The sequence below is a fragment of the Paenibacillus sp. FSL H3-0310 genome (assembly GCF_038002785.1).
Classification (GTDB): domain Bacteria; phylum Bacillota; class Bacilli; order Paenibacillales; family Paenibacillaceae; genus Paenibacillus_AQ; species Paenibacillus_AQ odorifer.
Genome location: NZ_JBBODC010000002.1, coordinates 481,761 through 507,927, shown reverse-complemented (window position 1 = coordinate 507,927; position 26,167 = coordinate 481,761). Strand labels below are relative to the sequence as shown.

The 26,167-nt window shown below is 46.0% G+C and carries 22 protein-coding genes; 16 read left to right on the top strand and 6 right to left on the bottom strand.

The features are described from left to right. Nucleotides 1–8 precede the first annotated feature (8 nt). From MHH63_RS21700 to MHH63_RS21675, 6 genes are all read left to right on the top strand, one after another. Nucleotides 9–863 (top strand): ATP-binding cassette domain-containing protein, encoded by an 855-nt coding sequence (locus MHH63_RS21700; RefSeq protein ID WP_248549089.1) that lies wholly within the window; start codon nt 9–11, stop codon nt 861–863. After that, a complete protein-coding gene (locus tag MHH63_RS21695; protein ID WP_076124517.1) occupies nt 854–1,756 on the top strand; it encodes an energy-coupling factor transporter ATPase in 903 nt (300 codons plus the stop codon). The genes MHH63_RS21700 and MHH63_RS21695 overlap by 10 nt, the downstream gene beginning before the upstream one ends. Then, nucleotides 1,749–2,540 carry an energy-coupling factor transporter transmembrane component T family protein gene (locus MHH63_RS21690; RefSeq protein WP_076193689.1) on the top strand — a complete coding sequence of 264 codons (792 nt, stop codon included), beginning with the start codon at nt 1,749–1,751 and terminating at the stop codon, nt 2,538–2,540. Before MHH63_RS21695 ends, MHH63_RS21690 begins: the two co-directional genes overlap by 8 nt. A 43-nt stretch (nt 2,541–2,583) precedes the next feature. After that, nucleotides 2,584–4,509, top strand: coding sequence for a peptidase U32 family protein (locus MHH63_RS21685; RefSeq protein WP_341172099.1), 1,926 nt, complete (start codon nt 2,584–2,586; stop codon nt 4,507–4,509). Nucleotides 4,510–4,606: 97 nt separating this feature from the next. Then, nucleotides 4,607–5,893 (top strand): aspartate aminotransferase family protein, encoded by a 1,287-nt coding sequence (locus MHH63_RS21680; RefSeq protein ID WP_341172098.1) that lies wholly within the window; start codon nt 4,607–4,609, stop codon nt 5,891–5,893. Between the two features lie 38 nt (nt 5,894–5,931). Then, complete coding sequence (locus MHH63_RS21675; RefSeq protein ID WP_076179740.1) at nt 5,932–6,816, top strand: UbiA-like polyprenyltransferase; 885 nt, start codon at nt 5,932–5,934, stop codon at nt 6,814–6,816. A 568-nt stretch (nt 6,817–7,384) separates the two neighbouring features. Here MHH63_RS21675 and MHH63_RS21670 read toward each other — a convergent pair. The 4 genes from MHH63_RS21670 to MHH63_RS21655 form a co-directional block, all read right to left on the bottom strand. Continuing rightward, nucleotides 7,385–8,365 (bottom strand): polyprenyl synthetase family protein, encoded by a 981-nt coding sequence (locus MHH63_RS21670; protein ID WP_076124510.1) that lies wholly within the window; start codon nt 8,363–8,365, stop codon nt 7,385–7,387. 16 nt (nt 8,366–8,381) lie between these two features. Continuing rightward, entirely contained in the window at nt 8,382–8,831 is a 450-nt protein-coding gene (locus MHH63_RS21665; protein ID WP_076124508.1) for a hypothetical protein, read from the bottom strand. Between the two features lie 245 nt (nt 8,832–9,076). Then, nucleotides 9,077–10,957, bottom strand: a complete 1,881-nt coding sequence (locus MHH63_RS21660; RefSeq protein ID WP_076124507.1) for an FAD-dependent oxidoreductase — start codon at nt 10,955–10,957, stop codon at nt 9,077–9,079. Between the two features lie 48 nt (nt 10,958–11,005). Beyond that, a complete protein-coding gene (locus MHH63_RS21655; RefSeq protein WP_076124505.1) occupies nt 11,006–11,899 on the bottom strand; it encodes an FMN-binding protein in 894 nt (297 codons plus the stop codon). 460 nt (nt 11,900–12,359) lie between these two features. Here MHH63_RS21655 and MHH63_RS21650 point away from each other — a divergent pair, with 460 nt between their 5' ends. The 5 genes from MHH63_RS21650 (at nt 12,360) to MHH63_RS21630 (ending at nt 16,674) form a co-directional block, all read left to right on the top strand. Beyond that, entirely contained in the window at nt 12,360–12,563 is a 204-nt protein-coding gene (locus MHH63_RS21650; RefSeq protein ID WP_036682530.1) for a CsbD family protein, read from the top strand. 169 nt (nt 12,564–12,732) lie between these two features. After that, entirely contained in the window at nt 12,733–14,145 is a 1,413-nt protein-coding gene (locus tag MHH63_RS21645) for an ATP-binding protein (RefSeq protein ID WP_076179738.1), read from the top strand. A 95-nt stretch (nt 14,146–14,240) separates the two neighbouring features. Continuing rightward, the gene (locus tag MHH63_RS21640) at nt 14,241–15,515 is read left to right on the top strand and encodes an MFS transporter (protein ID WP_051491245.1); all 1,275 of its coding nucleotides are present in this window, start codon (nt 14,241–14,243) and stop codon (nt 15,513–15,515) included. 19 nt (nt 15,516–15,534) lie between these two features. Next, the gene (locus MHH63_RS21635) at nt 15,535–16,200 is read left to right on the top strand and encodes an oxidoreductase (RefSeq protein ID WP_339246153.1); all 666 of its coding nucleotides are present in this window, start codon (nt 15,535–15,537) and stop codon (nt 16,198–16,200) included. Nucleotides 16,201–16,293: 93 nt separating this feature from the next. Continuing rightward, the gene (locus tag MHH63_RS21630; protein WP_076185190.1) at nt 16,294–16,674 is read left to right on the top strand and encodes a RidA family protein; all 381 of its coding nucleotides are present in this window, start codon (nt 16,294–16,296) and stop codon (nt 16,672–16,674) included. A gap of 94 nt (nt 16,675–16,768) precedes the next feature. On the opposite strand, the gene MHH63_RS21625 is transcribed toward MHH63_RS21630, so the two are convergent. Further along, entirely contained in the window at nt 16,769–17,536 is a 768-nt protein-coding gene (locus tag MHH63_RS21625; protein WP_341172097.1) for a TspO/MBR family protein, read from the bottom strand. A gap of 463 nt (nt 17,537–17,999) precedes the next feature. Between MHH63_RS21625 and MHH63_RS21620 the strand changes: the two genes are divergently transcribed. The 3 genes from MHH63_RS21620 to MHH63_RS21610 all read left to right on the top strand — a co-directional run bounded on the left by MHH63_RS21620 (nt 18,000) and on the right by MHH63_RS21610 (nt 23,213). Beyond that, nucleotides 18,000–21,095: a DEAD/DEAH box helicase gene (locus tag MHH63_RS21620; RefSeq protein ID WP_339246155.1), complete on the top strand. Its 3,096-nt coding sequence runs from the start codon at nt 18,000–18,002 to the stop codon at nt 21,093–21,095. Nucleotides 21,096–21,128: 33 nt separating this feature from the next. Next, a complete protein-coding gene (locus MHH63_RS21615) occupies nt 21,129–21,920 on the top strand; it encodes a hypothetical protein (RefSeq protein ID WP_076124497.1) in 792 nt (263 codons plus the stop codon). 141 nt (nt 21,921–22,061) lie between these two features. Beyond that, nucleotides 22,062–23,213 carry a WD40/YVTN/BNR-like repeat-containing protein gene (locus MHH63_RS21610; RefSeq protein WP_340394953.1) on the top strand — a complete coding sequence of 384 codons (1,152 nt, stop codon included), beginning with the start codon at nt 22,062–22,064 and terminating at the stop codon, nt 23,211–23,213. Between the two features lie 364 nt (nt 23,214–23,577). Here MHH63_RS21610 and MHH63_RS21605 read toward each other — a convergent pair whose 3' ends face one another. Next, nucleotides 23,578–24,267: a GTP pyrophosphokinase gene (locus MHH63_RS21605; RefSeq protein WP_051491247.1), complete on the bottom strand. Its 690-nt coding sequence runs from the start codon at nt 24,265–24,267 to the stop codon at nt 23,578–23,580. A gap of 243 nt (nt 24,268–24,510) precedes the next feature. On the opposite strand from MHH63_RS21605, the gene MHH63_RS21600 reads away from it, so the two are divergent. Then, nucleotides 24,511–25,302: a zinc ribbon domain-containing protein gene (locus tag MHH63_RS21600; protein WP_076193702.1), complete on the top strand. Its 792-nt coding sequence runs from the start codon at nt 24,511–24,513 to the stop codon at nt 25,300–25,302. Between the two features lie 40 nt (nt 25,303–25,342). Next, the gene (locus tag MHH63_RS21595) at nt 25,343–26,161 is read left to right on the top strand and encodes a TrmB family transcriptional regulator (protein ID WP_076124492.1); all 819 of its coding nucleotides are present in this window, start codon (nt 25,343–25,345) and stop codon (nt 26,159–26,161) included. The last annotated feature ends 6 nt before the right edge of the window (nt 26,162–26,167 follow it).

The window sequence follows — 26,167 nt, the reverse complement described above, 5'->3', positions numbered from 1 at the left end:
TGACTAACATGAATGAATCATACGAAGGTCAAGACTTAGAGGGAGAAGGACAAGCAGTCATCTCTCTGGATGGGGTATCGTTTGGCTATGATCCCGAGCATCCGATTCTTCAAAATATAACGTTATCTATCTCTCAAGGACAATGGGTTAGCTTGGTTGGTCCTAATGGCTGCGGGAAGTCTACGTTGGTCAAGCTGCTCAATGCTCTGCTGCCTAAGGGGGCTGGTGAGATTGTGGTTAGTGGCATGCTGCTTAGTGAGGAAACGATCGGAAGCATTCGGCAATGTATCGGAATGGTGTTCCAAAATCCGGATAATCAGTTTATTGGAGCCACTGTAGAGGAAGATATCCTATTCGGCCTGGAAGGGCTTTGTTTGCCGTACGAAGAGATGGCTGAACGTTTGCACTCCTATACGACGAGACTAGGAATAAATCATCTGTTGTCCAAGCATCCGGGTGAGCTGTCGGGAGGTCAAAAGCAGCGTGTTGCTATTGCTTCCATTCTTGCTATGGAACCAGGCATCGTCATTTTTGACGAGGCCTCTTCTATGTTGGATGAAGGAAGCAGAAATGACCTTCTCGGTATTCTGCAGGATATGCGGGCAGAAGGGAAGTACACGATCCTCATGATTACGCATGATGCAGATGAGATTTTGGCATCGGATCGGGTGCTTGCGCTGCATGGAGGTGGTTTGGCTGCAGATGTTACACCGGCGGAGTTGTTCCGGAACGAGGAGCTTCTGGAAAAATGTCATCTGCGTGAACCTTATTCTTGGCGCCTTGCACGCGAGCTGCAGAACCAGGGCATTCATGTGGATGTTCCGACCAGTGAAAAGGAGCTTATAGATACGTTATGGCCATAGAATTACAGCAAGTAAGTTACACCTACGCTGACCGAAGCCTCTGGAAGCTGACGGCGCTCCGGGACATTAACCTCAGTGTACCCATTGGCTCGATGGTTGGTATTGCGGGGGCGACGGGCTCAGGTAAATCGACGCTGCTGCAATTGTTTAACGGGATACTGAAACCAACCGAGGGTACGGTAAAAGTACTTGATGTAACCATTCAGGCTGGTGAGAAGTCACCTAAGCTAATGCCACTGCGCCGCCGAGTCGGATTGGTATTTCAATTTCCGGAGCAGCAGATGTTCGAAGATACGGTCGAAAAGGATCTCATTTTCGGTCCCCTTAATTTCGGCATGAGTCTCGAAGAGGCAAAGTCACGTGCACGTCAGGCCATGTCAGATATGGGGCTGGATCTCGCACTGCTAGAGCGGAATCCTTTCCAATTGAGCGGTGGACAAATGCGTAAGGCGGCTATCGCTTCCGTGCTAGCTATGGACCCTGAGGTCATCGTTCTGGATGAGCCCACGGCAACGCTTGATCCCATTAGCCGTGCAGAGCTAATCAGCTTGCTGGAGAGATTATGTCGTGAGCAGGGCAGAACGATCATTATCGTTACGCATCGGATGGATGAGTTATTGCCCTATGCGGACAGCTGGGTTGTACTTAAAGAGGGCAGTACGGCGTTTCAGGGCAGTGTAAAGGCGCTTGCAGATGATCCTTCGATTCTGGAACAGTGTGGTTTGACGGTTCCGCAGTCCCTTCGTTACTGGCGTGCAGTTGCTGATCATTTAGGTCTTGTGGATGAAGCCCCCCGCTTGACGGCTGAGAGTCTGGCAGAGCTTATAGCTTCGCTGCCAGCGGAATCAATAAGCACTGGTAAGCCCGATGGAAAGAGGGATGACCATGAATGAGAAACTGATCTTAGGTCGGAGTATTGAGACCGGTTCGTGGGTGCACAAGCTGGATGCTCGTGCCAAAATCACTGGCATGCTATTATACGTAGCTGTTATCCTGCTCTCACGTTCGTGGATGGCCATGGCTGTGCTGGCTATTTTTTCGATAGCCGTTATGGCTTCAACGAAGATTCCGCTTAAATACTTCCTGAAAGCAGCTAAGCCTTTACGTTATTTAATGTTGTTTATCTTTATTGTGCAGGTGGTGTCTGTAAAGACAGGGGAGGTAATGCTGACTCTTGGTTCCTGGTCTATCTATGAGGGAGGGCTAAGATTAGGGGCATTTTCGGTCATCCGCATGTTCTTTCTTATCACCTTTACAGCGCTTCTGACCTTCACAACAACGCCGGGGAAGCTGAATCAAGGGCTGGAGGGGATCTTGATACCCTTCAAAAAGCTTGGCTTATCCCCTGACCGTATCACGCTGATGATCAGCATTTCACTTCGTTTCATTCCTACGATTCTAGATGAATCGCAGATCATAATGAAAGCGCAGGCCTCAAGGGGAGCCGATCTGAAAGAGCTGCCTTTGAAGGAAAAGGGACGGATGTTAGTCTCCCTGCTGGTCCCGATTATCGCCAGTGCTTTTAGGCGTGCTCAGGATCTGGTGTATTCCATGGAGGCCCGCGGTTTTCGCATGGATGCTCCCCGCAGTCGGTATCACCGCCTAAGGTGGGGCAAATTCGATACTGTTTTTATTGGGATGTTTGTGGTCATGGGAATTGCAGTAGCTTTGTTATAATACTCATTCCCTATTAGTAGTATCAACTTGGGAGGGAACTTGAATGGCACGTTATTTTAACGGTAGAGAAGTCGAATTACTCGCACCCGCAGGAACGTTTGAGATTTTCAAGGAAGTGATCCAATCACGGTGTGATGCAGTTTATTTTGGTGGACCTGTATTGAATATGAGAATGATGCGTAAAGGTTATAATCTTACTCATGAAGAGATCGTAGAGGCACTTGATATCGCACACCGTCTAGACAAAAAAGTGTATATCACTGTGAATAATCTTTTTAGTGAGGAAGATGTGGAGGAAGCTAGAGAATACTTGCGTTTCCTTGATGGTGCTCGGCCAGATGCCTTGATTGTTCAGGATATGGCAGTGTTGGAGCTTATTCGGGAGATGGAGCTTAACCTTCCTATTCACTCTTCTGTAATGATGAATGTTCACAACCTGGAGATGATCTATGCGCTGCGTGATCTGGGTGTAACTCGTGTAGTTACCTCGCGGGAAATGGACCTGCAGACAGCTAAGCTGCTTGGTCAGCGGAGTGGTATGGAGCTGGAATATTTTATTCACGGGGATATGTGCTCTGTGCATGGTGCAAATTGTTACTTCAGTTCCCATGTTTTTGGCATGAGCAGCAACCGGGGAAAATGTATGAAGCCTTGCCGCTGGGATTATCGGGTTAAAAAAGACGGATATGTATATCCTGCTGAATATCCACTGGCTGTCAAAGATATGTTTATGTATGAGCATCTTCCGGAATTGATTGAATCAGGTATTACTTCCTTCAAAATAGAAGGCCGTATGCGTGATAAGGATTTTATGGTGATGCTGGCGAATAGCTACGGCGAAGCCATTGACCGATATATCGATGATCCGATTGGCTTTGATCGTACGGTTGATACTAAAGAGCTGTACAACAACCGCAAGCGTGACTTTTCGACAGCTTATGCTTTTGGTAAACCAGGGTTAGCTAACATTAACCGTCGTTATGAAGGCACGGGCAAATTCTATAGCACTGGAAAAGTATTTAGCACCCCAACCGCAGAACGTGAGCTATCTGAAAAACGTGTAGAGGAATTGCGGGAACGTTTGGCGCAAGAAAAGAAACCTAAGGCAACAAAAGCGAAGCTGGCTGTACGTGTGAATAATATGGAACAGGCGCGCGTAGTATTGGAGCTGGGTGTGGATAGTTTATACTTGCCGGGGGATGTATTTGAACCGGACAGACCTTTTACAAAATGTGATATTAAGGAACTTGGTGAACTAAAAGGCGATAGCAAAATCTATTTAGGGTTGCCACGCATGATGACCGAGCTGCATTTTGATCAATATGATCAATTGCTTGGTGGAGAACGCTTGCCGATCGACGGTCTAATCGTTACTAATTTGGGAGCGATTCGCAGATACAGTTCTACAGGTTATCCGTTAATTGGAGATGGTAGTTTAAATGTCTACAATCATCTTTCAGCCCAATTATATGCAAAATTAGGTTTAACTCAGCTTTCGGTTTCACCGGAAATGACGCTGGAGCACTTTGCTACCTTTGCCTCGCGTTGTGAAACGCCTTTGGAAGTTGTTGTACATGGTACACCTGCACTAATGTATATGGAACATGATCTTTATGAGAATACTGAAGTAATGGAGCCTATTGCTGAAGAGGATAATCAATATGTGCACAATAATGTATTGGTTCTAAAAACAGACAAAGGTGAAAATCCGGTATATCGTGATCAGCACGGCCGTTGCCATCTTTTGTTCGCGAAAGAGCTCTGCTATTTGCCGTTGCTTGGTGAGATGATTGATCTAGGCATATCTAGTTTCCGTATTGAAGGAGCGACATATAGCGCTAAGCAGTTGCGTGAAATTATAATTTCTTATCAACAAGCTATGAATCGTACTGAAGTGAAAGATGATATGCTAGGTGGTCTTGAGCCCATTTATGCGGGTTATACTCTAGGTTCGCTGCAATTTAACTAATTCTATTTTTTGGGGCAAAATACCGTCTGCTAGTAAGAAGAATGCACAGTACTCTATGAATAAGTTACTATTTTCACAAGAAGAGAGGGAATCAATCATGGAACAACAAGAATTCATCGGAAGAGAAGCCGTAGCGGCAAAGCGTAAGCAATATTTCTATCCGTGTACACAGCATTTTTACCGCGATGCGCCTCAGCTTGTGCGAGGTTCGATGCAGTTTGTGTATGATGAAAATGGAAAACAATATACAGATTTCTTCGCAGGTGTATCTGTAGTTGCCTGTGGGCACTGCAATCCAGCCATAACTGAACGTACGATTGAGCAACTGCAGCAGCTGCAGCATACGTCTACGATCTATTTAACTCAGCCAAATGTGGATTTGGCTGAACGTCTGGAAGAGGTTATGCCAGGCGGTCTACGCCGAACCTTTTTCGTGAACAGCGGCTCAGAGGCTAATGAAGGCGCACTGCTGCTTGCCCGGATGTATACAGGACGCAAAGGGTTCATTGCACTGGAAAGTGGTTTACACGGCCGTACCAATCTAACTATGAGTGTGACAGGTCTGCCGATGTGGCGTACCGATAAATACTTGGATCATGACGTTGAGTTTATTCCTCGCCCATATTATCCAGAACTATCTCTAGAGGAAGCCGCTGCACTATCCCTGGAATCTCTGGAGCGAGTGCTTGAGGAGAAGGGGAATACTATCGCCGCAATGATCGTAGAGCCAATCCAAGGCAATGGTGGTATGATTATGCCAACGCCAACCTATTTCAGTGAGGTCAAAATGTTGCTGGAGAGATACGGCGTGCTTCTGATCGCTGATGAAATTCAAACTGGATTTGGTCGTACAGGCAAAATATTTGCTATGGAGCATTTTGACGTAATGCCCGATATTATTAGTATGGCCAAGGCACTGGGGAATGGAATTCCGGTGGCAGCCTTTGCGACAACGGATGAGATTGCACTCGCGCTGAACCGTCCGTCGGCTTCAACCTTTGGAGGCAATCCGGTATCTGCTGCAACGGCGCTGGCTGTGCTTGATTATATTCGCGATGAACGGCTTCCTGAACGCTCAGTGCTGCTCGGAGAACGATTGAAAGCAGGGCTAAAGACCCTTCAAGACCGTTATCCTTCGCTTATTGTGGATGTACGGGGAATTGGGCTTATGTTGGGAGCGGAGCTTGCTGGTGAGGATGCAGAAGGCTCTGCGGCGCTTACAGATCAAGTACTGGAAGCGATGAAAGACAGAGGATACCTGATCGGCAAAAATGGCATAGGACGCAACGTACTAGCCTTTCAACCGCCGATGATTATTACGGAAGAGGATATCGACGGGCTGCTTAACAACCTGAATGAAGTCCTTGCGGAGCTTAATGACTAATATAATGAATTTCAAGTAGCGAAGAAAGAGGAAAACGAATGGCTATTCTAAACATTTTTAAAACTGCAGGCCTAAAGCTTAAAATGTTCAGTGAACTGGTGATGTTCTCTCATACGCTTTTTTCGCTGCCGTTTGCCATTATCTCGATGGTGTGGGCTGCTGGGGGCTGGCCATCAGGGCATGTGATGATCTGGGGTCTGATTGCATTGATCGGTGCCCGTAATGGCGCTAATGCATTCAATCGGCTGGCAGACCGTACGTTTGATGAACAGAATCCTCGTACGGCACATCGGCATTTGCCACAACGGTTATTGGCAGAAAAAGAAGTGGTTGTCTTTGTTATTGTCAATTATGCCATCTTTATTGTGGCTTCAGGCATGCTGAACTTGCTCTGCCTGCTCTTATCGCCGGTAGCAATCGTGTTAATATCGACTTATTCTTATACAAAACGTTTTACCTTTCTAAGCCATTTATATTTAGGCTTTGTTATTGCTTCCGCACCGATTGGTGCATGGTTTGCCGTAACCGGAAATATCGCATTTACCCCGTTTGTGATCGGGACGGTAGTTATGCTCTGGATTGCCGGATTTGATATTATCTACGGCACTCAGGACATTGAATTTGACCGGCGGCATGGGTTATGGTCTATTCCGAGCTTCTTTGGATTAGAGAATGCGCTGCGTATCGCCAAAGGTCTACATTTCATTATGATTATGCTGCTATTATTTCTATACGTATGGCAGGATCTCGGCTGGGTGTATCTGGTTGGGATTGGCATCGCTACATTGCTCCTGATGACCGAGCATAAGATTATAAAACCTTCGAATCGTAAGCTGATGAAGGTGGCTTCTTATAATCTAAATCAGGTGATCAGCATAGTGATATTATTGTGTACGCTGATTGATTTTTTCTATGTTAGTTAGGGAGCGGGCTTTGGTGAGCCGGCTGGCTGAGCATTGGCACATTGCCCTCAAACTAACAACAAAAGACAATAGCCTACCCAAAAGGGGTAAGCAAGGGGATCGGAAAGCTGGCTACGCTAGCTTTCCTTTTTTGTGTTGACTCGGGTCCCCGCTCTGCAAGGGGGAAGCTACGAGTTGAATGCAAAGATTAGGGAAAACCTCCCTAATCTTATTGAGTTTTTTATCCTTTGACTCTGTATTAGGGAATTTCTCCCTGAAATATAGCTGGTTACTCTTAAAAGCATGCTAAAGTGGACTTTATTAGGGAGGAATTCCCTAATATCGTGGTTTTCGAACGATTATTAGCTAATTTTAGGGAGGTTTTCCCTAATTATATCCGATGGAGTAGAATGACTGAATTAGCTCATGTGCGCTACGCTGCGTTTGCGTGTTTAGCTTGTCCTGTTGAAGCGGAAAAATAGCAGTTGAATTGCGACAAGATCAATAAAATGATGTGTCTAAATCAAAAAAACGGATACCCCCAAGTGAATGGGAGGTATCCGTTTTTATTTGTATTAGATCGTACGCTTTAGCGATCACGGTCCGCAAAATATTGCAGCAACGTTTCCAGATCAGCATGCGCAGGGTAGGAGGAGAGCTGCTGCACAATAGCTGCAGCTTTATCCAGATAGTTCTGGCTGACCCGTTCAGCGCGAGCGAGGGCATCGCTATTGTTAATTAGGGTGAGCACATGTGCTACTTCAGCGTCGGAAGAATCCGGGCCGATTGCACGGATCACAGGCGAGAGCTTAGGGTCCTGCAAGGCGTACAGCACTGGCAGGGTGACCTGACCATGTCGCAGGTCGCTACCGGCAGGTTTGCCTAGGACATCGGCGGACTGTGTGAAATCTAGCAAGTCATCTTGTATCTGAAAGGACATCCCTAAGGCTTCTCCAAAATTATAAAGGAGATTGGCAACTTCTTCGGTGCTTTCAGTGGACAGTGCACCAACCCGTAAGCAGGTTGCCATAAGAAGAGCGGTTTTGTTTAAGGATTTCTCCAAATACTGATCCATTGTAATTTCATAATCAAAAGCATGTTCCATTTGCTGATATTCACCCAGACACAGCTGAGCGGTGGCTACAGAGGATAAGTCATGAACGTATCTGTTTTTATCTCCTGTATATTTGCTCAGCAGCTCGATGACCCGAGCGGACATGTAATTACCAACATGTACTGCTGACAATGTACCCGTCTTAATATGTAAGGCGGGTACGCCCCGCCGTAACTCAGAACGGTCAATGATATCATCATGAATTAATGAGGCGGCATGAATAAATTCAGCAGCAGCAGCTAATTGAAGCGCTCTGCGACCGGTATCCTTACGGCCAAACCGACTGCCAACAATGACCATGAGGGGACGAAGGCGTTTACCACCGGAATTTATAAGCTCTAGAACACTTTGCGCGAGCTGAGATTTCTTAGGTACATCTTTATCACGCGTCACAAGGTTTACGATTTCGCGGTTGATTTCATTTATGTCTATATTTAAGGCCTCATGCAGCTTCATTTATGGATCCCACCTGTCAAATGGCTTTGCTTGTGCGACTACGCTGTCTGCACTCTTGAATCAAGAACTCTTCGATTCCAGTAGCTGGATCATGTTCCGCGAAGTCTCCATTTGACCGTCTAATCTGCATTTTTTTGATCGAAGGAGCTAGATAAGCAACTAAGTCGAGCTCACGGCATTTCACCGCAAACTGCAGGTAAAAGCTATACAAATAATCTCCATCCAAAATGTTGCGTGTAAGGTCGGGATGATGTGGGATACATTCCATATGGCGCTCTGCTGCCAAAGTGAGAATAGTGTAAATACCCAGCAAATTGACTTTGCGGCTGTATTCCAGATCATGGCGTTCCAGTACCGAGATTAGCTGTTCACATGCAGCCGGAGAGGGCTGAAGCTCAATTCCGGCAATAGGTGACATTTCAGTATGCAACAACCGGAGGGTATCTTCTATGAGTTGTTTGTTCACAAGATTCTCTCCTTCTTGTCGGTTTTGCCGGAAGAAACCATACCCCGATCATCCCTACAAAACCATTCATTCAAGAAAAAACCACCATTTCCTAGGATTAGGAAGGTTATTTTCTTCTTGTAAATAAGGAGAGTAATGTGTCCTAGGGACACATTACTCTGAAGTATATCCATATTTAACCCTAATAAAATACAATTTGCACATATGTTCTATATGATAAATTACACAAATTCAGGGTTTTATTATCAGTCGGTGTATAGATACCATCGTCTGACGAGCGGAATTCTCTTCCACTGTTTCTTAAGCCAAGGAAGTACATAGTAGTCTAGACCAAGTGTGCTTCCCGATCCGCCGATGCAGGCAATACCAGCAGCAACGTACCATAACATTTCTGTCGAGGCCATTTTGGTTGACCAAATCATGACCGACATGCCTACGGTCGCTATAGAAGCAAGTGCTGTGAAGAGACCAACGATGAGCATAATACCGAAGACGATTTCTGCACATACCATACCGATTTGGAACCATTTCGCGAGGAAAGTATAACTTCCGTCGTTGTTGTAGAACATCAAATCCATGAACCAGTTTGTAATGTTGTATACGAAGTTAGGTACAGGCAACGCTTCAACTGCTTCTTTTGCAGTGGATACTGCTGAAGCTGCAGATTGTGCATCTACGGTGTCTTTAACTGCATCTACTGCAACACTGGCTGCTGATGAAGCATCCGTTGCAAAAGGAGCAGCTGGAATCAAGAAAATCTTATCTGGATCTTTCCAAATCTTTTGGATCTTCTCAATACCTTCGTATAACCACATACCCCCAAGTAGAACACGAAGTGGAACGAGCCAGAAATTAGGTGAACGTTTGGAGAAGTGACCACCCAAGAAGCTCTTGCGGTTCTCAACATGGAAGAATTCATGCATCATATATGTCCATACTTTATTGAATCCGACAACCTGAGACAGGTAGAACATATTAATAAAGTGTTTGGATAGCATTGCCATGAATCCAGTAAGCATAAAGAACTTACCTGGCAGACCAACGTTAGCTACGCCGTAGCGGCTACCAATGGAGACCATTGTACCGTGGAAACCTGGTTTGTAAGCTTTTTTAGCAGTATTCTGAATGTCGGCGGCAATGTTGCCAGCAACAATCGGAGCGGCTTGTTCAGCGTTCTCAACCATTTGTGGTACAGGACGAGTTTCACCTTCAGGAATGTAGAAAATGTTGTCCCCTACTACGTAGACGTTCTTATGATCTACACTTTCCAGGTTCTCATTCGTAACAATCCGTTTGCGGCCTTGTTGTTGAACTTCAAGTCCACCAACGATTTCGGAGCCTTCAACACCAGCAGTCCAAACAATTGTTTGGGAATCAACGACGTTTTTCTCACCAAGGGCAACACTACCATTGCCTACTTCGGTGATTTTAGCGCCAGTAACGATTTCCACGTTCAGCTTACGAAGGCGAGCTTCAGCTTTTTGAATCAGCTTATCTGGAAGGATAGGCAGAATCTTCGGAGCCATATCAGCCACAATCAGTCTTACTTCGGATGGGTCGATAAAGAACTCCTTGCATAATTCCTCGCGTTGTTCAGCCATTTCACCAACCAGCTCGACACCAGTAAAGCCGGCACCGATAATAACGAAGGTCAGCATAGCACGGCGTACAGCTGGATTTTTCTCCATAGCCGCTTTGGTATACATATCGCGGATTTGGCGTTTCAATGCTACCGCATCATCGTAAGACCAGAAGGAGAAGGTGTTTTCTTCTGCGCCTGGAATGCCGAAGAAGGTTGGTTTGCTACCTGTGCCGATTACAAGGTAATCGTAAGCGTAGGTAGCTTTATCGGACTTAAGTTTTCTGCTTTTGAAATCGATATTGCTGATCTCATCAAGAACAACATCTACTTTAAGGCCCGCAAAAATTTTCTTAAGATCGATCTTGATTGAATCCTCTGGAGCACGGTTCGCGGCAACCTCATGCAGCTCAGTCAATAGAGTGTGATATGGATTCCGGTCGATCAGTGTAATTTCAACATCTTTGTTTTTCTTAAATTTCTTTGCCAGTTTCTTAGCCGTGAGTACGCCGCCGTAGCCGCCGCCCAAAATGACTATTTTCTTCAAGAGAAATTCACCTCATTCGTCTGATTAGCTGCAGAAGGTCCTGCGAAATTATTTCGCGCCTTCGAGTGCTTTTTCTGCAAGTGTAAAATATTCACCAACATGAATACTCACGCCGGAAATTGCATCAGTTTTGCCTTCAGCATCAAGCGTTGGAGCAGTACCTTTGTTTTCAAGGAAGTATTTTTCAGCCAAAGCGATTTCTTCATGCCATTCAGCAGAAGCGCCGCCAGCTTTCATACCATATTTACCATCAACGGAGAATTGCTTCTTGTCATCGCCAGCAGCATTCAAACCACTGAATTTAACAGCTACAACATTACCGTTAGCAACAGTCAGGTCAACAGTGGATTTCCAACCGGATTCAGCGTCCATTTCGCCTTCAGCATGGTAGCCTCCGTCTTTATATTGACCAGCTTCTACTGGACCAGCAGCAAGAGCAGCTTGAGCAGCTTTTACAAAGTCAGATACGTGTACGGATACACCAGAGATGGCATCAGTTTTCCCCTCAGCATCAAAAGTTATAGCTGCTGGATCTTGTTTTTCGATCAGGAATTCTTCAGCTTTAGCTGCTTGCTCGTGCCATTCAGAAGAAGCACCGCCAGCTTTCATGCCATATTTACCATCTTCGGAAACTTTTTTCTTCAGGTCGCCTGCAGTGTTAACGTTAAAGGCATCCCAGTCAGCTTTAGTGATCTTTCCACCTTCTACAGTTAAGAGTGCGAAATATTGCCAGCCAGTTTTAGCATCAACGTCAGCAGTACCGTAGTAAACTCCGTCTTTGTACTGTCCAGCTTCAGTTCCAGCGTTACCGGAATTTGTTGCAGGAGCAGTTGTTTCAGCTGGTGCGTTAGTAGGGGCTGCGGCGTTGTCTGTGTTGTTACCACAACCTGCGAGCAATCCAAGGATAAGTGCGCTCGACAAGATAACAGAAGCTTTTTTCATTTCAAATGACCTCCAAAAATATAGTTTAAAATATATATATTAAAATGTAAAACATTTTAATAGTCGAGCGAAGTGATAAAAATCACTTTATAAATGATATTTGTCACTTTAATCTCATACCTTATTACCCGTTTGTAACAGTATCATGACTTATATCGGCATAGATTAGAAAAAAATTTAATGATGTTGTTTTATCTCCGATGGCATTCTAGCACATGGACTAGGAAAACATTTGTGAAATAAATCACTTAAAAAATTAAATATTTAATTTATATCTGGATTATATCAAATTTTAAAAGATTTGAATACATAAATTAAAAAATATATGTGACAGAATACGACTTAATTTGCTAATGCCATGAATGGTGGAAAGATTCATAGCGAATGGGGAAGGGTAAGTAAAGGTAACACGGGATAACGATCCTACCCTAATTAATTCAGCTAAGGAGATGAGCTTATAATGGACAACAATGTATTTAAAGGGAAATGGAAACAGCTCAAAGGCGAGGCCAAGAAGCAATGGGGCAAGCTTACAGATGATGATCTTGACGTAATTGATGGTGAAAAGGATAAATTAGTAGGTAAACTACAAGAACGTTATGGACACACGAAAGAAGACGCGGAAAAAGAGTACCAAACTTGGGGACGTTCCTACCGCGATTAATTCGTTACTAATGACGTCTATAATAAAATTCCAGAAGAAGAGCGCAAATCGCATCTGATTTGCGCTCTTCTTCTGCGTCCTTGGGCGGTTAGTTATCGAATAGGGCTTTAGTATGGTAGTATTATGAGATGAAAGTTGTAATTTATTTTGCCAAGGTGGGAGTGAATCTATGGGTTATCTTAAAATATTTTTTGGAAACACCGCGATGCTAATAGCTGTAGCCTATTTGGCTAATCTTATATATAAAAGCACCATTTCAAATGCAAGTGTAAGAATAAAGAAAGTAAGCTGGGTATTACTGGCCATCTTTGCCGGGTGGATTAGTACTCTCTTTGGATATAGGCTGGATGAGCATGTGATTTTTGATTTGCGTTTTGTGCCACTTATTATTTCAACGCTGGCTTATCCGCATCCTTTCATTCTTGTTTTGATTGGTATAGGAACAGGTCTTACACGGTTAACTTTTGGAGTAAATGAGGCAGCAATGGCTGGTACAATTAATTTGTCCATTCTAGGATTTGTTTGTGCTGCGCTTAGCTACTGGGTCAGACGATCTAGCTTATGTATAGTGAACAAAGGTTTGATCGTGATTCTAGTCGTAAATGTAATGAATGCAATCAACATTATGGTGTTTGGTGTGATTCCCGCCCCAGAGTACATAAGAGAGATTATGCCGATTACTTTCCCTGCGGGGTTGATTCTAAGTGTTCTATTCTCCTTAATTATTCGTGACTTTCAATTAGGACTCTTACGGAATGTGCAGATTCAGCGTGCTAATGAACAACTGTCTGCCCAGACGGAGGAGCTGCATAAGAATAAGATAGCGCTTGAAGAACGTGCCGATCAGTTAATGATGGCTTCGCAATTTAAATCCGAATTTTTGGCCAATATGTCTCATGAGCTTCGAACACCACTGAATAGCATCATTAATTTATCGCAATTAATTGAAGACAATGATAATTCTCTTACGGAAGCAGAAATGAGTGAGTATGCAGCCATTATCCGCCGTTCTGGTGAAGAATTATTGATGATAATTGGCGATATATTAGATCTGTCCAAAGTGGAAGCAGGTCGATTGGATATTATAAATGAAGATTTAAGTGTTATTGAGATCCCAGAGATCCTGGCTATGCAATTCGCTGTCACGGCTAAACAAAAGGAATTGGAATTTACTATTGCTATGGAAGAAAATATCCCGCAAATGATTCATTCCGATCCACAGCGGATTCAGCAGATCCTGCGTAATTTGCTCTCTAATGCTTTTAAATTTACAAAGTCTGGCCATGTCGCACTCCGTATTCGTCAAGAGGAACGTGGGGAAAGAGCTATTGTGAAGCATTGGATTGTATTTGAGGTAGAAGATAGTGGGATAGGTATTGCACCAGAGAAGCATGCCATGATCTTTGAAGCCTTCCAACAGGCGGATAGAACAATTAGTCGAAAATATGGCGGAACAGGATTAGGACTTTCTATTAGTAATGATTTGGCGAGACTGCTCGGAGGGTTCATTACTTTAGAAAGTGAGGAGGGTAAAGGGAGTCGTTTTTCGCTTTATTTACCCCTCGAATTCATAGAAGAGTAAGCTCCAATATTATTTGTTAATTTGGCGTATTGACAGTAGATTGATGCGGAGTAGAATGAAGCAAATGCCGCATCAAAGGAGTGTTACACCTTTCTATGAACAACATGGAAACTAAGCACACAGTTACTAGTTCAAAGCGTGTCCGTAAAACCTCAGTACATCGCAGGAATTTGCGCATTGCTACCTGGGAAGGTGTGCCATCGACCATTTTCCAGGTCCTGCTGCAAGGGCAGTTTCTAACAGGATTCCTGCTATATTTAGGAGCCACTTCAAGTCAAATTGGATTTGTGCTAGCGCTTACCACTTTGGTTAACGTGATGCAGATCGGGGTAGCTTTTTTGATTCAGAAGCTGCCAAGCCGCAAATGGGCTATGGTTACTTTTATCGGCCTGCATAGGATACTTTGGAGTTCTACGGGGCTAATTCCGTTTATTTTTCCTAAAGAGTATTGGGTCATGGCTTTTATAGCCTTATATACTACTGCATTTATTGCTAATACGGCAGGTGGTGTGCTATGGAGCTCTGTGATCAGCGATCTTGTTCCGGCACGTGTGCGTGGACGTTATTTTGGGATTCGTAATACGTTCCTGAATGCACTCGGTAGTCTGGTGATGTACGGTGGGGGTATCGTTTTGGATCGTTATCCCGGTAGCCATGGTTTTCTGATTCTTTATATTGTTGTGTGGATCTTCGCGATCTCTAACGTCGTTGTATTCTTTTTTTATCCCGACGTGCCTTTCGAGAAGTCGGAAGAACATAAATTTTTGCCGATGTTTAAGAAACCGCTTAAAGATACTTTATTTATGAAGTCTACTTTGTTTCTGGCCGCCTGGTTGCTGCTGCAGAATTTAACTGTTCCGCTATACTCGTATGTCATGTTGCAGTTACTTCATATAAATTATGAAACGTTATCACTGCTTAATGTGTCCCAGACTCTTTTTATGATGGCTAGTTTCTACGTTTGGGGTAATCTAAATGCAAAATATAGCAATAAACGTCTGTTGTTCTTTACGTTGCCGATTATTGCCTTGTCCTCGTTGATGTGGGGACTCTTGTCTGTGTTGCCGATGCTGTTGGTGTTGTTTGCCGCTCATATTGTTTTTGGTGTAGGTGTAGGCGGTTTCAACCAGCTGGCCTTTAATTTTATTATTGGAGACACACCGAAAAAAGAACGGCCTATGTATATGGCGACCTATGCGGCGCTTACGGGTTTATCATCCTTTTTTGGTCCGCTTATTGGGGGACAGCTGTATGAAAAAATTGCCCACTGGCCGCAATGGACCCAAGTATACGGTATGCAGTTGGTAGTGGGAACGCTTATGATCGCTCTTGCCTTCCTGCTGGGCCGTCGTATTCTAAAGGACGAATAGAAGTAAAGGGGACTATTCCATGTTAAGGATTGCGTTGGTATTAGGGGCTACTGGATTAGTAGGGAAAGCGGTTACGGAGGAATTGCTGAATCGTGAAGGTTGGGGTGAGGTGAGAGTGCTTGTACGGACTCCATTAGCTTTAGAACATCCTAAGCTTAAGCAAATCGTTGTGGATTGGGAGAGCCTGGCGGAGTATAGCGATTCGTTCGAAGGCGTTCATTCCATCTTCTGTTGCCTCGGGACTACGATCAAGAAGGCAGGTTCACAGGAGCAGTTCGAACGTGTCGATCTGGATTATCCGCTTGCAGCTGCTGCTATTGCGAGAGATCACGGTGTTAAACAGTTCTTGGTTGTTTCATCCATGGGGGCAGATGCCAAATCACGCAATTTCTACAGTCGGACTAAGGGGAGAGCAGAGGAAGCGTTAAGCAAAATCGGTTTTCAAGGGCTGCATTTGTTTCGGCCATCCTTGCTGCTGGGTCATCGTAAGGAATTCAGACTGGGAGAACGCGTCGCGGCTAGATTGATGAAAGCGCTGGAGTTTGTGATGGTTGGCAAAGCGGCTAAATATCGTGCCATACCTGGTGTAACTGTGGCGAGAGCTATGGTTAACATTGCCTCTGCTGACACGCATGGTTTGCATATCTACACGAATGAAGTAATACATGTGATTGGAAAACGTTAAGTTTTTCGGGCTGCTAATAAATTTGCATTACGGTGAGAACAGGACTTACAATGGACAATAAATGATCAGCGTTTAATGGAGAGGGGTAACAAGATGAGTAAAAAACAAGTAGCTACTACAAAAGCACCAGGAGCCATTGGTCCTTATAGTCAAGCCATTACCACCGGTAGTTGGGTATACACTTCAGGACAACTGGGCCTTAATCCAGAGACAGGGAATTTAGTTGAAGGCGTTCAGGAACAAGCTCGTCAAGCACTTAGCAATGTACAAGCTATTCTTGAGGAAGCTGGTGCATCACTGGATCATGTAGTGAAGACCACCGTATTCCTAAAAGATATGAATGATTTTGCAGCAGTTAACGAGGTTTACAGCACTTTCTTTAAAGAACCTTATCCTGCCCGCAGTGCCATTGAGGTTGCTCGGCTGCCCAAAGACGGACTTGTTGAGATCGAAGCGGTAGCACGTAAGAAATAAATATGATTTCGCACTTCTAGATTATTCTACAAAAAAAGGCGGGTTAAGGAGGATCACCTTCTTAGCCTGCCTTTTTATATTATCAAGAGGACAATCAGTATCTGCTGTATCTTCTGCGGCGTGGTGTGAGCAATAGCCAAATGCTGTAGAGCAGCAGAAGACCTGCCGTTAGGGTGCCCGTCACAAGGACTGCATTAGCCTCTCTATGTTCCAGGGCAATCGCGATGAAAGCCCATACGAATACCAGAGGATAGATGCTGTCTCGGTTAGGGTAGCTGACTAACACCGCAAGCAGTGTCCCCACGCAGAGCATGATCACGGCCCAGGTTATCCCGCTAAGTCCAAACCCATCCCAATGATTTTTCTCCAGAACAACGCTAACATTCACGATAGTCGCCACAGAGATCCAGCCAAGGTATATACTAAAGGGTAGCTTGATCAGCCATTTCTCACCTGAAGTAGGATTTGCGATCTGGCGCGTTCGGCGATAGATAACAATGATGGAAATTAACATTAACACCATGGCAATCAAAGAAAGCTCGAGGTATAGGTACTGCCAGAGGAAAAGCCAGCTCATATTAAAAACACAGCTCAGGATAAACCAGAACGAAATAGCTCGTACAGAATCCCTAGAACTTGTATAGGAGCGGAATTGATAAATAACGAAACCGGCTAACAAGAGGTAGATCAGCGACCAAATGGAGAACGCGTAGCCAGCAGGAGTCATGTAAGTCTTATATTTGTCAGAGATTTCTCCTGTACTGTTTCCGCCCAAAGGCAAGGTTACCGCCAGCACATTTACGATAATTACACCCACAAAGAATACGAGGTTCCACCATTTATAAGGATTATAACGTCTCAAATAATTCACTCCCTAGCTTTTTTAATAGGGTGTTGCTTATTTAGAATATACCCCTTTTTGGCCTAATTAAGACTATAAAAAGAAAAGAAGTGACTAGTGAGTCATAACATTCTTGGATAGCAGGGCAGTAGTGCGGGGTATTTTAAATGAATCAAATTACTGGGTGTTTCTATATCCTTCAACTTTATTTCATAAAAATCTACAGAAAATATGCAGAAATGTTTTTAAATCAGCGCTTTTTCGTATAAGATGAAGAGATGAAGATTCAAGAAAATATAAGTTTTGTCCTAGTTCTTTATCCTTATATTTACCGCAGGACCGCATTCCCTCTCTAAAAGAGGAAGAAGCGACTTCTACTTGTATAGCTTCAAAATTTATTTCTCGCGGAAAAGGTTGCAGTTACCCTTCCTGATGGTATGGGGCTGGTTCTTTTTTTGCTTGCTTAAAAGACAGGAGATCACCGATGACTAAGCATCTGTATGCAATATGGTTAGGGGACGTTTTATTTTGCTTCTCTGGCGAAACTTCGGAGCCGAAGGTTGACGCTTGGACTCGCGTAGTGAAGCGGATGGAGCTACAGGGAGGAGTGCGTCCTTTTGCAACTGCTGCTCTGCGTCTGGCAGAAGTGAAATATCCGGCTCCCCCTGTAGAGGGGAAGCCAGCCCGGCGCGGATTGCCCGGACGAACGTTCGAAGGGCTCGCCTTGGTTCCTAGCGATGCATTTCAACTGCTTCTGGCATGGGATGAGACGTTATGCCGAGATCAGGGAGTGGAGCCAGGCGGCGAACTGCGTTACTGGGCAGCAGCGGCACGTTTTGCGCTGGAGCTGATGGGTACGGGCGGGATTACGCCGGGTGCCTTGCCACCACGCCCTGTGGGCTCACGTCGCCGCGGCGGCGAACAGGCGGCGACGGTCTGCTGGTCGCCAGCTTTCCGAAAGCAGGAGGACAAAGAGATCTTTCTGCAGCTGGCAGCATCCATGCCTGTTCTTGCACTAGGAACGCATATCGCAGAGGCAGGGGATTTATCCTCTCGTGATGAGGCTGGAGCATATGTGCTTTACTCCTTTATGCAGGCTGTAATGACTGCTGAGATAAAAAAAGTAATTGCGGGCATTGAAAGTGAGTTAACCCCTTATAAAGCGAATTATCGCCGGGGTTATTCCCCTTTAACTGAACTGTGGTGGAATAGCCTTCTCACTGGAAGCCGAGATATACCCGTGCAAGGAACTCCAGCAGAGGTGACAGACCTTTTGGTCACTGTGAACGAGACCGCTGGCAGCGATGTGCCACATTCAGAGCCAGAGGAAGCACGGAGCGGGCAGCTGGGTCTTGGGCTACGGCTGGAGCCGCCAGAAGACAATGAAAACAATAATGAAGTCTGGCGGTTAACCTTCTGGGCGGAGAATAAGGAAGAAGGGGAATTCTGGTTTCCCGCCAAATCGATCTGGAGTAGTAAAGAACGAGAGTTTACGTTATGGGGTAAACGCTATCGCAATATCCAGCAGCAGCTGCTTATAGCGCTGGGCCGGGCTGCGAAGATATCGCCGGATATTCAGCGCGCTCTTGCTAAGCCTGCGCCTACGGGGGCGGATTTGGAACCGGAGCGTCTTTATTTCTTTTTGAAGGAGACGGTGCAGCAGCTGCGCGATCGGGGAATAACGGTGCAGATGCCTTCGCGCTGGAGCCGTGAGGGACGCCGCCGCATTGGCATGAAGATGAAAATGCAGCCGGGCGTGAACGGGGGCGATAGTCCGGCGCCCGCAGCTCTGGGTATGGAAGAGCTGATCTCGTTCCGTATTGAGGCCTCGCTTGGAGATAGTACGATTAGTGAGGAAGAATTAAATGCATTAGTAGAGGCCGGTGTACCTTTTGTGCGTTTCCGCGGGGAATGGATCGAGATAGATCCTAAAGAAATCCGCCAGGTTCTTAGATATATGAAACGCCATGAAAACGGAGAAATGACTGCCGCGGATTGGATGCGTCTAGAAGCCGAGGATGGTGAAGATCGGCTCTGGAAAGGAATGTCCGTCACTGGGATGGAGACATCCGGGCTGTTGGCATCGCTTATGCGCGGAGATGTATTACGTAATCTTCCGGTGCGTCCCGTACCTGAGGGTCTGCATGGAACTTTAAGACCTTATCAGGAGCGGGGTTATCAGTGGCTAGCCGAGCTCAGTGGTCTGGGTTTTGGGGTATGCCTCGCCGATGATATGGGTCTAGGTAAAACGGTGCAGGTTATCACCTGCCTGCTGGACCGGGCGTTAAGTGCTCCCCCTGAAGAGAAGCAGGAGCCTGTGCTGATTCTCTGCCCAACATCGCTTCTTGGCAACTGGCAGCGGGAGCTGCAGCGCTTTGCACCTTCGCTTAATGTACACATACATCATGGTGGACGCCGTGTTCGGGGAGATAGCTTCTTAGAACTGGCAACCAGTCATGATATCGTACTGACGACCTATCACTTGGCAGGGCGTGACAGCGAGGATTTAGCCAATGTCCAGTGGTCAACAGTAGTGCTGGATGAAGCTCAATATATTAAAAATCACCGTACGAAGCAGGCGCAGAGTGTGATGAAGTTATCAGCGCCGCATCGCATAGCTATGACAGGTACTCCGGTAGAGAACAGACTTGGCGAGTTATGGTCTATTTTCCACTTTTTAAACCCGGGCTATTTAGGAACCTATCATTCCTTCCGGCAGCGTTATGTGTCTGGTGAAGGTGGGGAACGTCTGCGGGAGCTACATCGCTTGGTATCCCCCTTCCTGTTGCGGCGTCTGAAGAGTGACCCGGATATTTCTAAGGATTTACCGGAGAAGCTGGAGCTGAAGTCTTATTGCCCGCTGACCGAGACCCAAGCTGCCCTGTATCAGGGTGTCGTGGATGAAATGCTCGGTGTGATCGGGGAGAGCAGTGGTATGGCTCGCCGTGGACTGGTGTTATCCTCTCTGACGAAGCTGAAGCAGATTTGCGATCATCCTCAGCTATTCCGGAAAGAAGAAGGACGGAGTCCACGCAATGAACATTCCGGTAAAATGGAGGTTATGTTCGAGGTGCTGGACAGTGTCGCTGAAGTTGGCGAATCTGTGTTGATCTTTACGCAATACGTAGCGATGGGTGAGCTGCTGGTGAGCAAGCTTACTAAGCGTTATGGTACATCGCCGCTGTTCCTTCATGGGGGGATTCCAAAACGGGAGCGGGACGAGATGGTGCATGATTTTCAAGAGGGCAAGGGTCCAGCCTTCTTCGTGTTATCTCTTAAAGCGGGCGGAGTAGGATTGAACCTAACCCGGGCCAATCATGTTATTCATTACGATCGCTGGTGGAATCCGGCAGTGGAGAATCAGGCGACAGACCGGGCTTTTCGAATTGGGCAGGATAAGAACGTACAAGTTCATAAGCTGATTTGCCAAGGAACGCTGGAGGAACGTATTGACGAATTAATTGAGCGGAAGAAAAGCCTTTCGGAGCAGGTTGTTGGTTCTGGTGAAACATGGTTGACCGAGATGTCTAATCATGAACTGAAGGAGCTTATTGAACTGCAGGATCAGGATTGGATGTAAAGAAAGACATGAGCAATACGGAGGGATCGAACAATGAGTGAACTGTTAGAGATGCGGCTGGAAGTTGTGCCTGGATTAGTAAAAGCAGCATGGACGGCTTCGCCCGGGAAAGTGACGGGAGGGTCGCGGGCAAAAGGTGAATGGAATGTCGGTACTTCTGCTGTTCCTCAGGGACAAAGAACGGAGCAACCTCTCTCTCTGAAGGTTCCAGTATGGCATGCTGCCCGTAGAAAAGAAATATTGCGGCGTCTGGCACTAAGTCCGGATGAGGTATTTGCTTTGCTGCAAGGGAGATTGACGGGTGGGCTGGCGGAACTGGAGCTTCTGCCTACAGATACTGAGCTGGAGCAAGCCCTCTTTGAGGGGGAAGGGTTAGAGAACCAGGCGGAGACTCTGCAGCTTATAAAAGAACGACTTGCTGAAGAGCCGCTGCTGGCGCTTTCTCTGAGAGGATTTACTAAGGGAGAACTCCTGGATGGAATATTTGCCCTTTGGGCTGAAACTGATATAGCTGCCGATGATTCTGAGACAGAGGCAGCCCCAGCTAGTGAGCTTGCAACAGAATTAGCACGGCTAGAGCGCAAGGGCCCCGCAATTTCTTCTGGGGAATGGCTTGCAGAAGCGGCTGCTGAAGGTTCGCTTCACCAGCCGGGACCGCAGTTCCATGAGATTACGGCTAGGCCATTTCCTTCATCGCCGGTAGTAGCAGCGGTAACGGAAGACTGGGGAGCTTTGCTGCCTCAGACACCTAAGGCTCTAGAAGGCCTAACTTTGATTATGAATCGAGTAGCAGAAGCTGCTGCCCGTCGTGCAAGTAAGGCGTAATTAAACAGCAGTGGAGTTTAGAGAAGCCGCATCCTATCTGAGGAGGCGGCTTCTTCTTTGTGTAATGCTTCTGTAACCTTTTACCATTAAACTCTGTCTATGATTATAGAATAGAAGGAAATGGAAAAAGGAGGATTTCATTTGAGACTATATGCCGTTTTTGCCCCGATAATCATTGCTGGGTTATTTCTGCAATCCTACATGGTAAACGATAATCTTGGTTTAGATTCGAGTATGGGGACAAATACCGCTGAGCTGAAGACGAAGATGAATTCTTTGCAGGGGTATCCTGCTAAATTTAGCATGAATGACATAAAGCTTGGATGGGGAATAGACGAGACTGGATTATGGACTACGAACGATGGAGGATGTAGTTGGTACCATCCGGACAGCAATATCGTCCCTATTCCACAAGAAACAGGCATCTTTGCCGCAGCAAGCTTTTTCCTGAATGCCACAAATGGCTGGATTATTAGTAGTCATGGTATGGGTCAACCTATTCAGATCTATCATACCTCTGATCAGGGCCAGACCTGGAAGGAGACAAAACTTCCCGTCACGGAGGATTGGGAGCAAGGATACAGTGGCGGTTTTATTCATTTTATCGATGTGAATAACGGGTATGTGTTGCTGGATTCAGAACCTGGTCTCGGGATGATGGAGAAATCCTTGTATCGCACGGCTGATGGCGGGAACAGCTGGAAGCGAATCGGAAATCTAACGGGGAGTATTAAAGCCTATCCAACAGGGATAACCTTTCAGGATTCCCAGAATGGCTGGATCACCTCCAGCAACCATGGGCAAGAATACATTTTAACATTCAGAACTACGGATGGCGGGAAGAGCTGGAAGCCGGAGCAATTAAAGAAACCAGCTGCTCTGGCAGCCTTTACTTACAGTAATAGTTATCCGCCTAAATTCTCAGGCAAAGACAATATGAAAGGCATCCTGCCGCTGGAGATCGTTGACGATGGGATTCGAAGTATGGTGTTTTACACAAGTGATAACGGAGGCAGGACATGGAAGCTTGGCCCTCAATTGCTCGGTACTGAGGCAGCGAGAACAACATGGCTGAACGCTCGTGAAGGTTGGGCTTTGCAGGAGGGCGGCAAACTGGTGGCGACTGTCAACGGGGGTGTAAGCTGGAGGTTGATTGCGACATCACAGCTATTCGCGAAGGCAGAAAACATTCAGTTCGTTACGCCGAAAAACGGTTGGTTGGCGGGTCCAGGATTTCTACAGACCACTACAGATGGCGGCGTTACATGGAAGCCTTTGGTTAGTAAGCCTTGAGGCTGAATATAGCGGAACGCCGGGTCATGATTAGCCGTTGGTTGAGGCTTAGGGACTCAGGAGTCGTTATTCACACATTTATCGCCTATCCAGTATGTTTTCGGACTCCAGTGCAGCTATTTTATATAGGAGGGCGCAGATCCGGCGTTTTTTATGCCGTTAGCGACTTTGGGGTCCGTTAGTATGCAAAATGGAGGATTATTTTGCGAATAAGATCGGCTGTGTCCGATAGCACCTTGCTTCGGCGGCGAAGGGTAACGATCAAACGGCCTAATCGATTAAAAAGAAGGGGGTGTCCCAGCAGCCATTGTCATGGCTTATGAGACATCCCCTTAATTTTTGAGAAATGTAGAAATATGAAAGCTTAAACCTGCCCGCCGGCAGGGGATTCCCCTTCTGCAAGTTCCAGAATCTCGCGGCGTAGGCGCAGCATTTTTTGATCCAGTTCATCGGCGGCGCGTGCGGCATCCTTCAATTCCTCCGCAACATGCGAAGGAAGCTGCTTATCGAATTTATAATACAGAATATGTTCCATACTTGCCCAGAAGTCCATGGCTAGGGTTCGCAGCTGTATTTCTGCTTTGACCCAGCGTGTTCCTTCCAGCAGGACGAGCGGAATTGCGACGATAAGATGCAGGCTTTGATACCCATTCGGCTTGGGATGGGCTATATAATCTTTGATCTCCAATACGCGAATGTCTTCGCGTGTGCTGAGGTGATCAACCAGACGGTAAATATCTTTAACAAAAGCACATACAATCCGCATACCTGCAATATCGTGAATGTGCTGCTCCATATTTTCCAAGTTGAACTCGAAACCTTTGCGCTCCATCTTTTGAAGGATACTCTTGGGTTCTTTAATTCGGCATTTAACATGCTCGATGGGACTGAAGCCGTCACGGACCTGCCATTCCGTTTTGATCACATCGATTTTATTCTCAAGATCATTTAGTGCATGGCGATAGAGTGCTGGCAGAGACTTGAACTCATTGATAAGATTTGTGAAATCCTCGTTATCCTGCCAATGTTGCAGATCCTTAACGTGTACCTGCATCTGTTTTAGCGTAAGCTGTGTGCTGTCATGTTCTTCCACTGAAACTCTCCCAATTTCGTTATTTGTGATTAATTCTATTTTAACCGATGTAGAACCCCTGACGCAAAATAACGTCTGAAATCAGGGAAAATAAGAATTTATAGGAACATTCTCCGCTAAATCGCGTATTAAAGCACATTAATGAATCTGTTCGATACATTTGGTATGATAGAAACACGTATCGCTGGAGAGGGAGGAACTGTAATGAGTTTTATGAAACGAATCAAAGATAGTGCGAGCCGGGTTACTGAAAAAGCACAAAGCTCTGTTGAGATCGGCAAGCTGAACGGGCTTATTTCCGATATTGAACGTGAGATGGAAGTGGAATTCACGAAAATGGGCAGGCTTTTTTATGAAGGGTATCGCTCTAAGGATATGTCTGTAGCTGAAGGCAAAATGGTAGAACTGGCACGGACCTGTTCCAAGCTTCAGGAAAAAATTGAAGTCCAACGCGCAAGAATTGCTGAACTGAAAAATGAACGGTTATGTTCTTGCGGCAATGTTGTGGCGCTCGATGCAAACTTTTGTCCAAAGTGTGGAAGTAAGCTGGAGGAGCTAACCACATCAAGAAAGATTCCGTCACCGCCGGTATTCGTCAAAACTGTGGATGAGGACGAAGAGGATGAGGATCAATACTATGGTGCGGATGAGCTAACGGATGAAGAGAAGGAGATTGCAATGAAGCTCCATCCGCAAAGTGTGGTGTATTCTGAGATCCTGCCTTCAGAGGATGATGAGCTGCCATTGGAGGAATATGCGGCGAACGAACATGACATTGAACGGGATCGCAGACATGCTGATCAGCTGGAACGGGAAAGACAAAGACAGCTTGAGCTGGATCGTCGCATCCGCGATTGGAACGCGAATGAACATCAGGAGGAGTCCGCAGTCACCCAGGACAGTGGTGTTCGTGATATGATTAAGTGTCAAATCTGTCGGAATGAATTGCCAAAGGGCTCCTTATGGTGCCCACGTTGTGGATCGGAGCAAATATAGTACAGATATCAGTCAGCTTAGGGCTTAGGGGGACAACAAGATGGAACAACTGCTGCTGCATCTGCGCAATCTGGGCTTCACGGAGATGGAGTCCAAAATCATGGTCGAGCTTGCGACTAAAGGTCAGGCTTCTGGCTATGAGGTTGCCAAACAGCTCGGAGTTTCAAGATCAAATGTGTATGCGGCGCTTCAGCGCCTAACACAGCAGGGATATGTACGATGTGGTGAAGGAGAGCCTGCGCGGTATAGTGTTCTCAATCCAGAGGAGCTGGCGACGATGATCTCGGGAAGAGTTCAAGCTTCGCTGGCTTATATGGAAAGTGAGATGCCTCGCGGAGGGCCTGTTAGTCCTTCTTTTTATAATGTAGAGGGCGACCGCAATGTAATGGGGGCGCTGATTCGCCAGCTTAACATGGCGGAGCAGGAAATTGTAGTGGATATGTGGCGCGAGGAAGCGTCGCTTCTGCGGAGCGAACTTGAACAGGCCGAACTGCGTGGCGTTAGGCTTTTATGGGCTTTTGACGGTGGCAATGCTGCTGCTGCCTCTTACCCGGTATGGCCGTCATTCGGAAAAAATTCGCAGCGGGCGGATGGACGGAAGTTCTCATTTGTGATTGACCGGAGCTGGTGTATGCTGGGGATGCGTTATGATGATGGATCCGCGCAAGCAGTGGTAACAGAGCACCCGGTGTTAGTGGAGCTGTTGTTGAATCATTTCACCCAGGAAATGGTCTTGTTCGAGCTGGAGCAGGATATGGGCGCAGAATTAGTAGAGCGTTATGGAGAACGTTACAGCAAAATTCATAGCAAATATGTTATGTATGATCAAGGCGATGATGGGGAAGAACAGGCGCAGTAGTTATTA

Bases quoted from the DNA above. Each gene is read 5' to 3' on its own strand.
- MHH63_RS21700 (WP_248549089.1), top strand. From the start codon at position 9: ATGAATGAATCATACGAAGGTCAAGACTTAGAGGGAGAAGGACAAGCA.
- MHH63_RS21695 (WP_076124517.1), top strand. From the start codon at position 854: ATGGCCATAGAATTACAGCAAGTAAGTTACACCTACGCTGACCGAAGC.
- MHH63_RS21690 (WP_076193689.1), top strand. From the start codon at position 1,749: ATGAATGAGAAACTGATCTTAGGTCGGAGTATTGAGACCGGTTCGTGG.
- MHH63_RS21685 (WP_341172099.1), top strand. From the start codon at position 2,584: ATGGCACGTTATTTTAACGGTAGAGAAGTCGAATTACTCGCACCCGCA.
- MHH63_RS21680 (WP_341172098.1), top strand. From the start codon at position 4,607: ATGGAACAACAAGAATTCATCGGAAGAGAAGCCGTAGCGGCAAAGCGT.
- MHH63_RS21675 (WP_076179740.1), top strand. From the start codon at position 5,932: ATGGCTATTCTAAACATTTTTAAAACTGCAGGCCTAAAGCTTAAAATG.
- MHH63_RS21670 (WP_076124510.1), bottom strand. From the start codon at position 8,365: ATGAAGCTGCATGAGGCCTTAAATATAGACATAAATGAAATCAACCGC.
- MHH63_RS21655 (WP_076124505.1), bottom strand. From the start codon at position 11,899: ATGAAAAAAGCTTCTGTTATCTTGTCGAGCGCACTTATCCTTGGATTG.
- MHH63_RS21650 (WP_036682530.1), top strand. From the start codon at position 12,360: ATGGACAACAATGTATTTAAAGGGAAATGGAAACAGCTCAAAGGCGAG.
- MHH63_RS21645 (WP_076179738.1), top strand. From the start codon at position 12,733: ATGGGTTATCTTAAAATATTTTTTGGAAACACCGCGATGCTAATAGCT.
- MHH63_RS21640 (WP_051491245.1), top strand. From the start codon at position 14,241: ATGAACAACATGGAAACTAAGCACACAGTTACTAGTTCAAAGCGTGTC.
- MHH63_RS21635 (WP_339246153.1), top strand. From the start codon at position 15,535: ATGTTAAGGATTGCGTTGGTATTAGGGGCTACTGGATTAGTAGGGAAA.
- MHH63_RS21630 (WP_076185190.1), top strand. From the start codon at position 16,294: ATGAGTAAAAAACAAGTAGCTACTACAAAAGCACCAGGAGCCATTGGT.
- MHH63_RS21620 (WP_339246155.1), top strand. From the start codon at position 18,000: ATGACTAAGCATCTGTATGCAATATGGTTAGGGGACGTTTTATTTTGC.
- MHH63_RS21615 (WP_076124497.1), top strand. From the start codon at position 21,129: ATGAGTGAACTGTTAGAGATGCGGCTGGAAGTTGTGCCTGGATTAGTA.
- MHH63_RS21605 (WP_051491247.1), bottom strand. From the start codon at position 24,267: ATGCAGGTACACGTTAAGGATCTGCAACATTGGCAGGATAACGAGGAT.
- MHH63_RS21600 (WP_076193702.1), top strand. From the start codon at position 24,511: ATGAGTTTTATGAAACGAATCAAAGATAGTGCGAGCCGGGTTACTGAA.
- MHH63_RS21595 (WP_076124492.1), top strand. From the start codon at position 25,343: ATGGAACAACTGCTGCTGCATCTGCGCAATCTGGGCTTCACGGAGATG.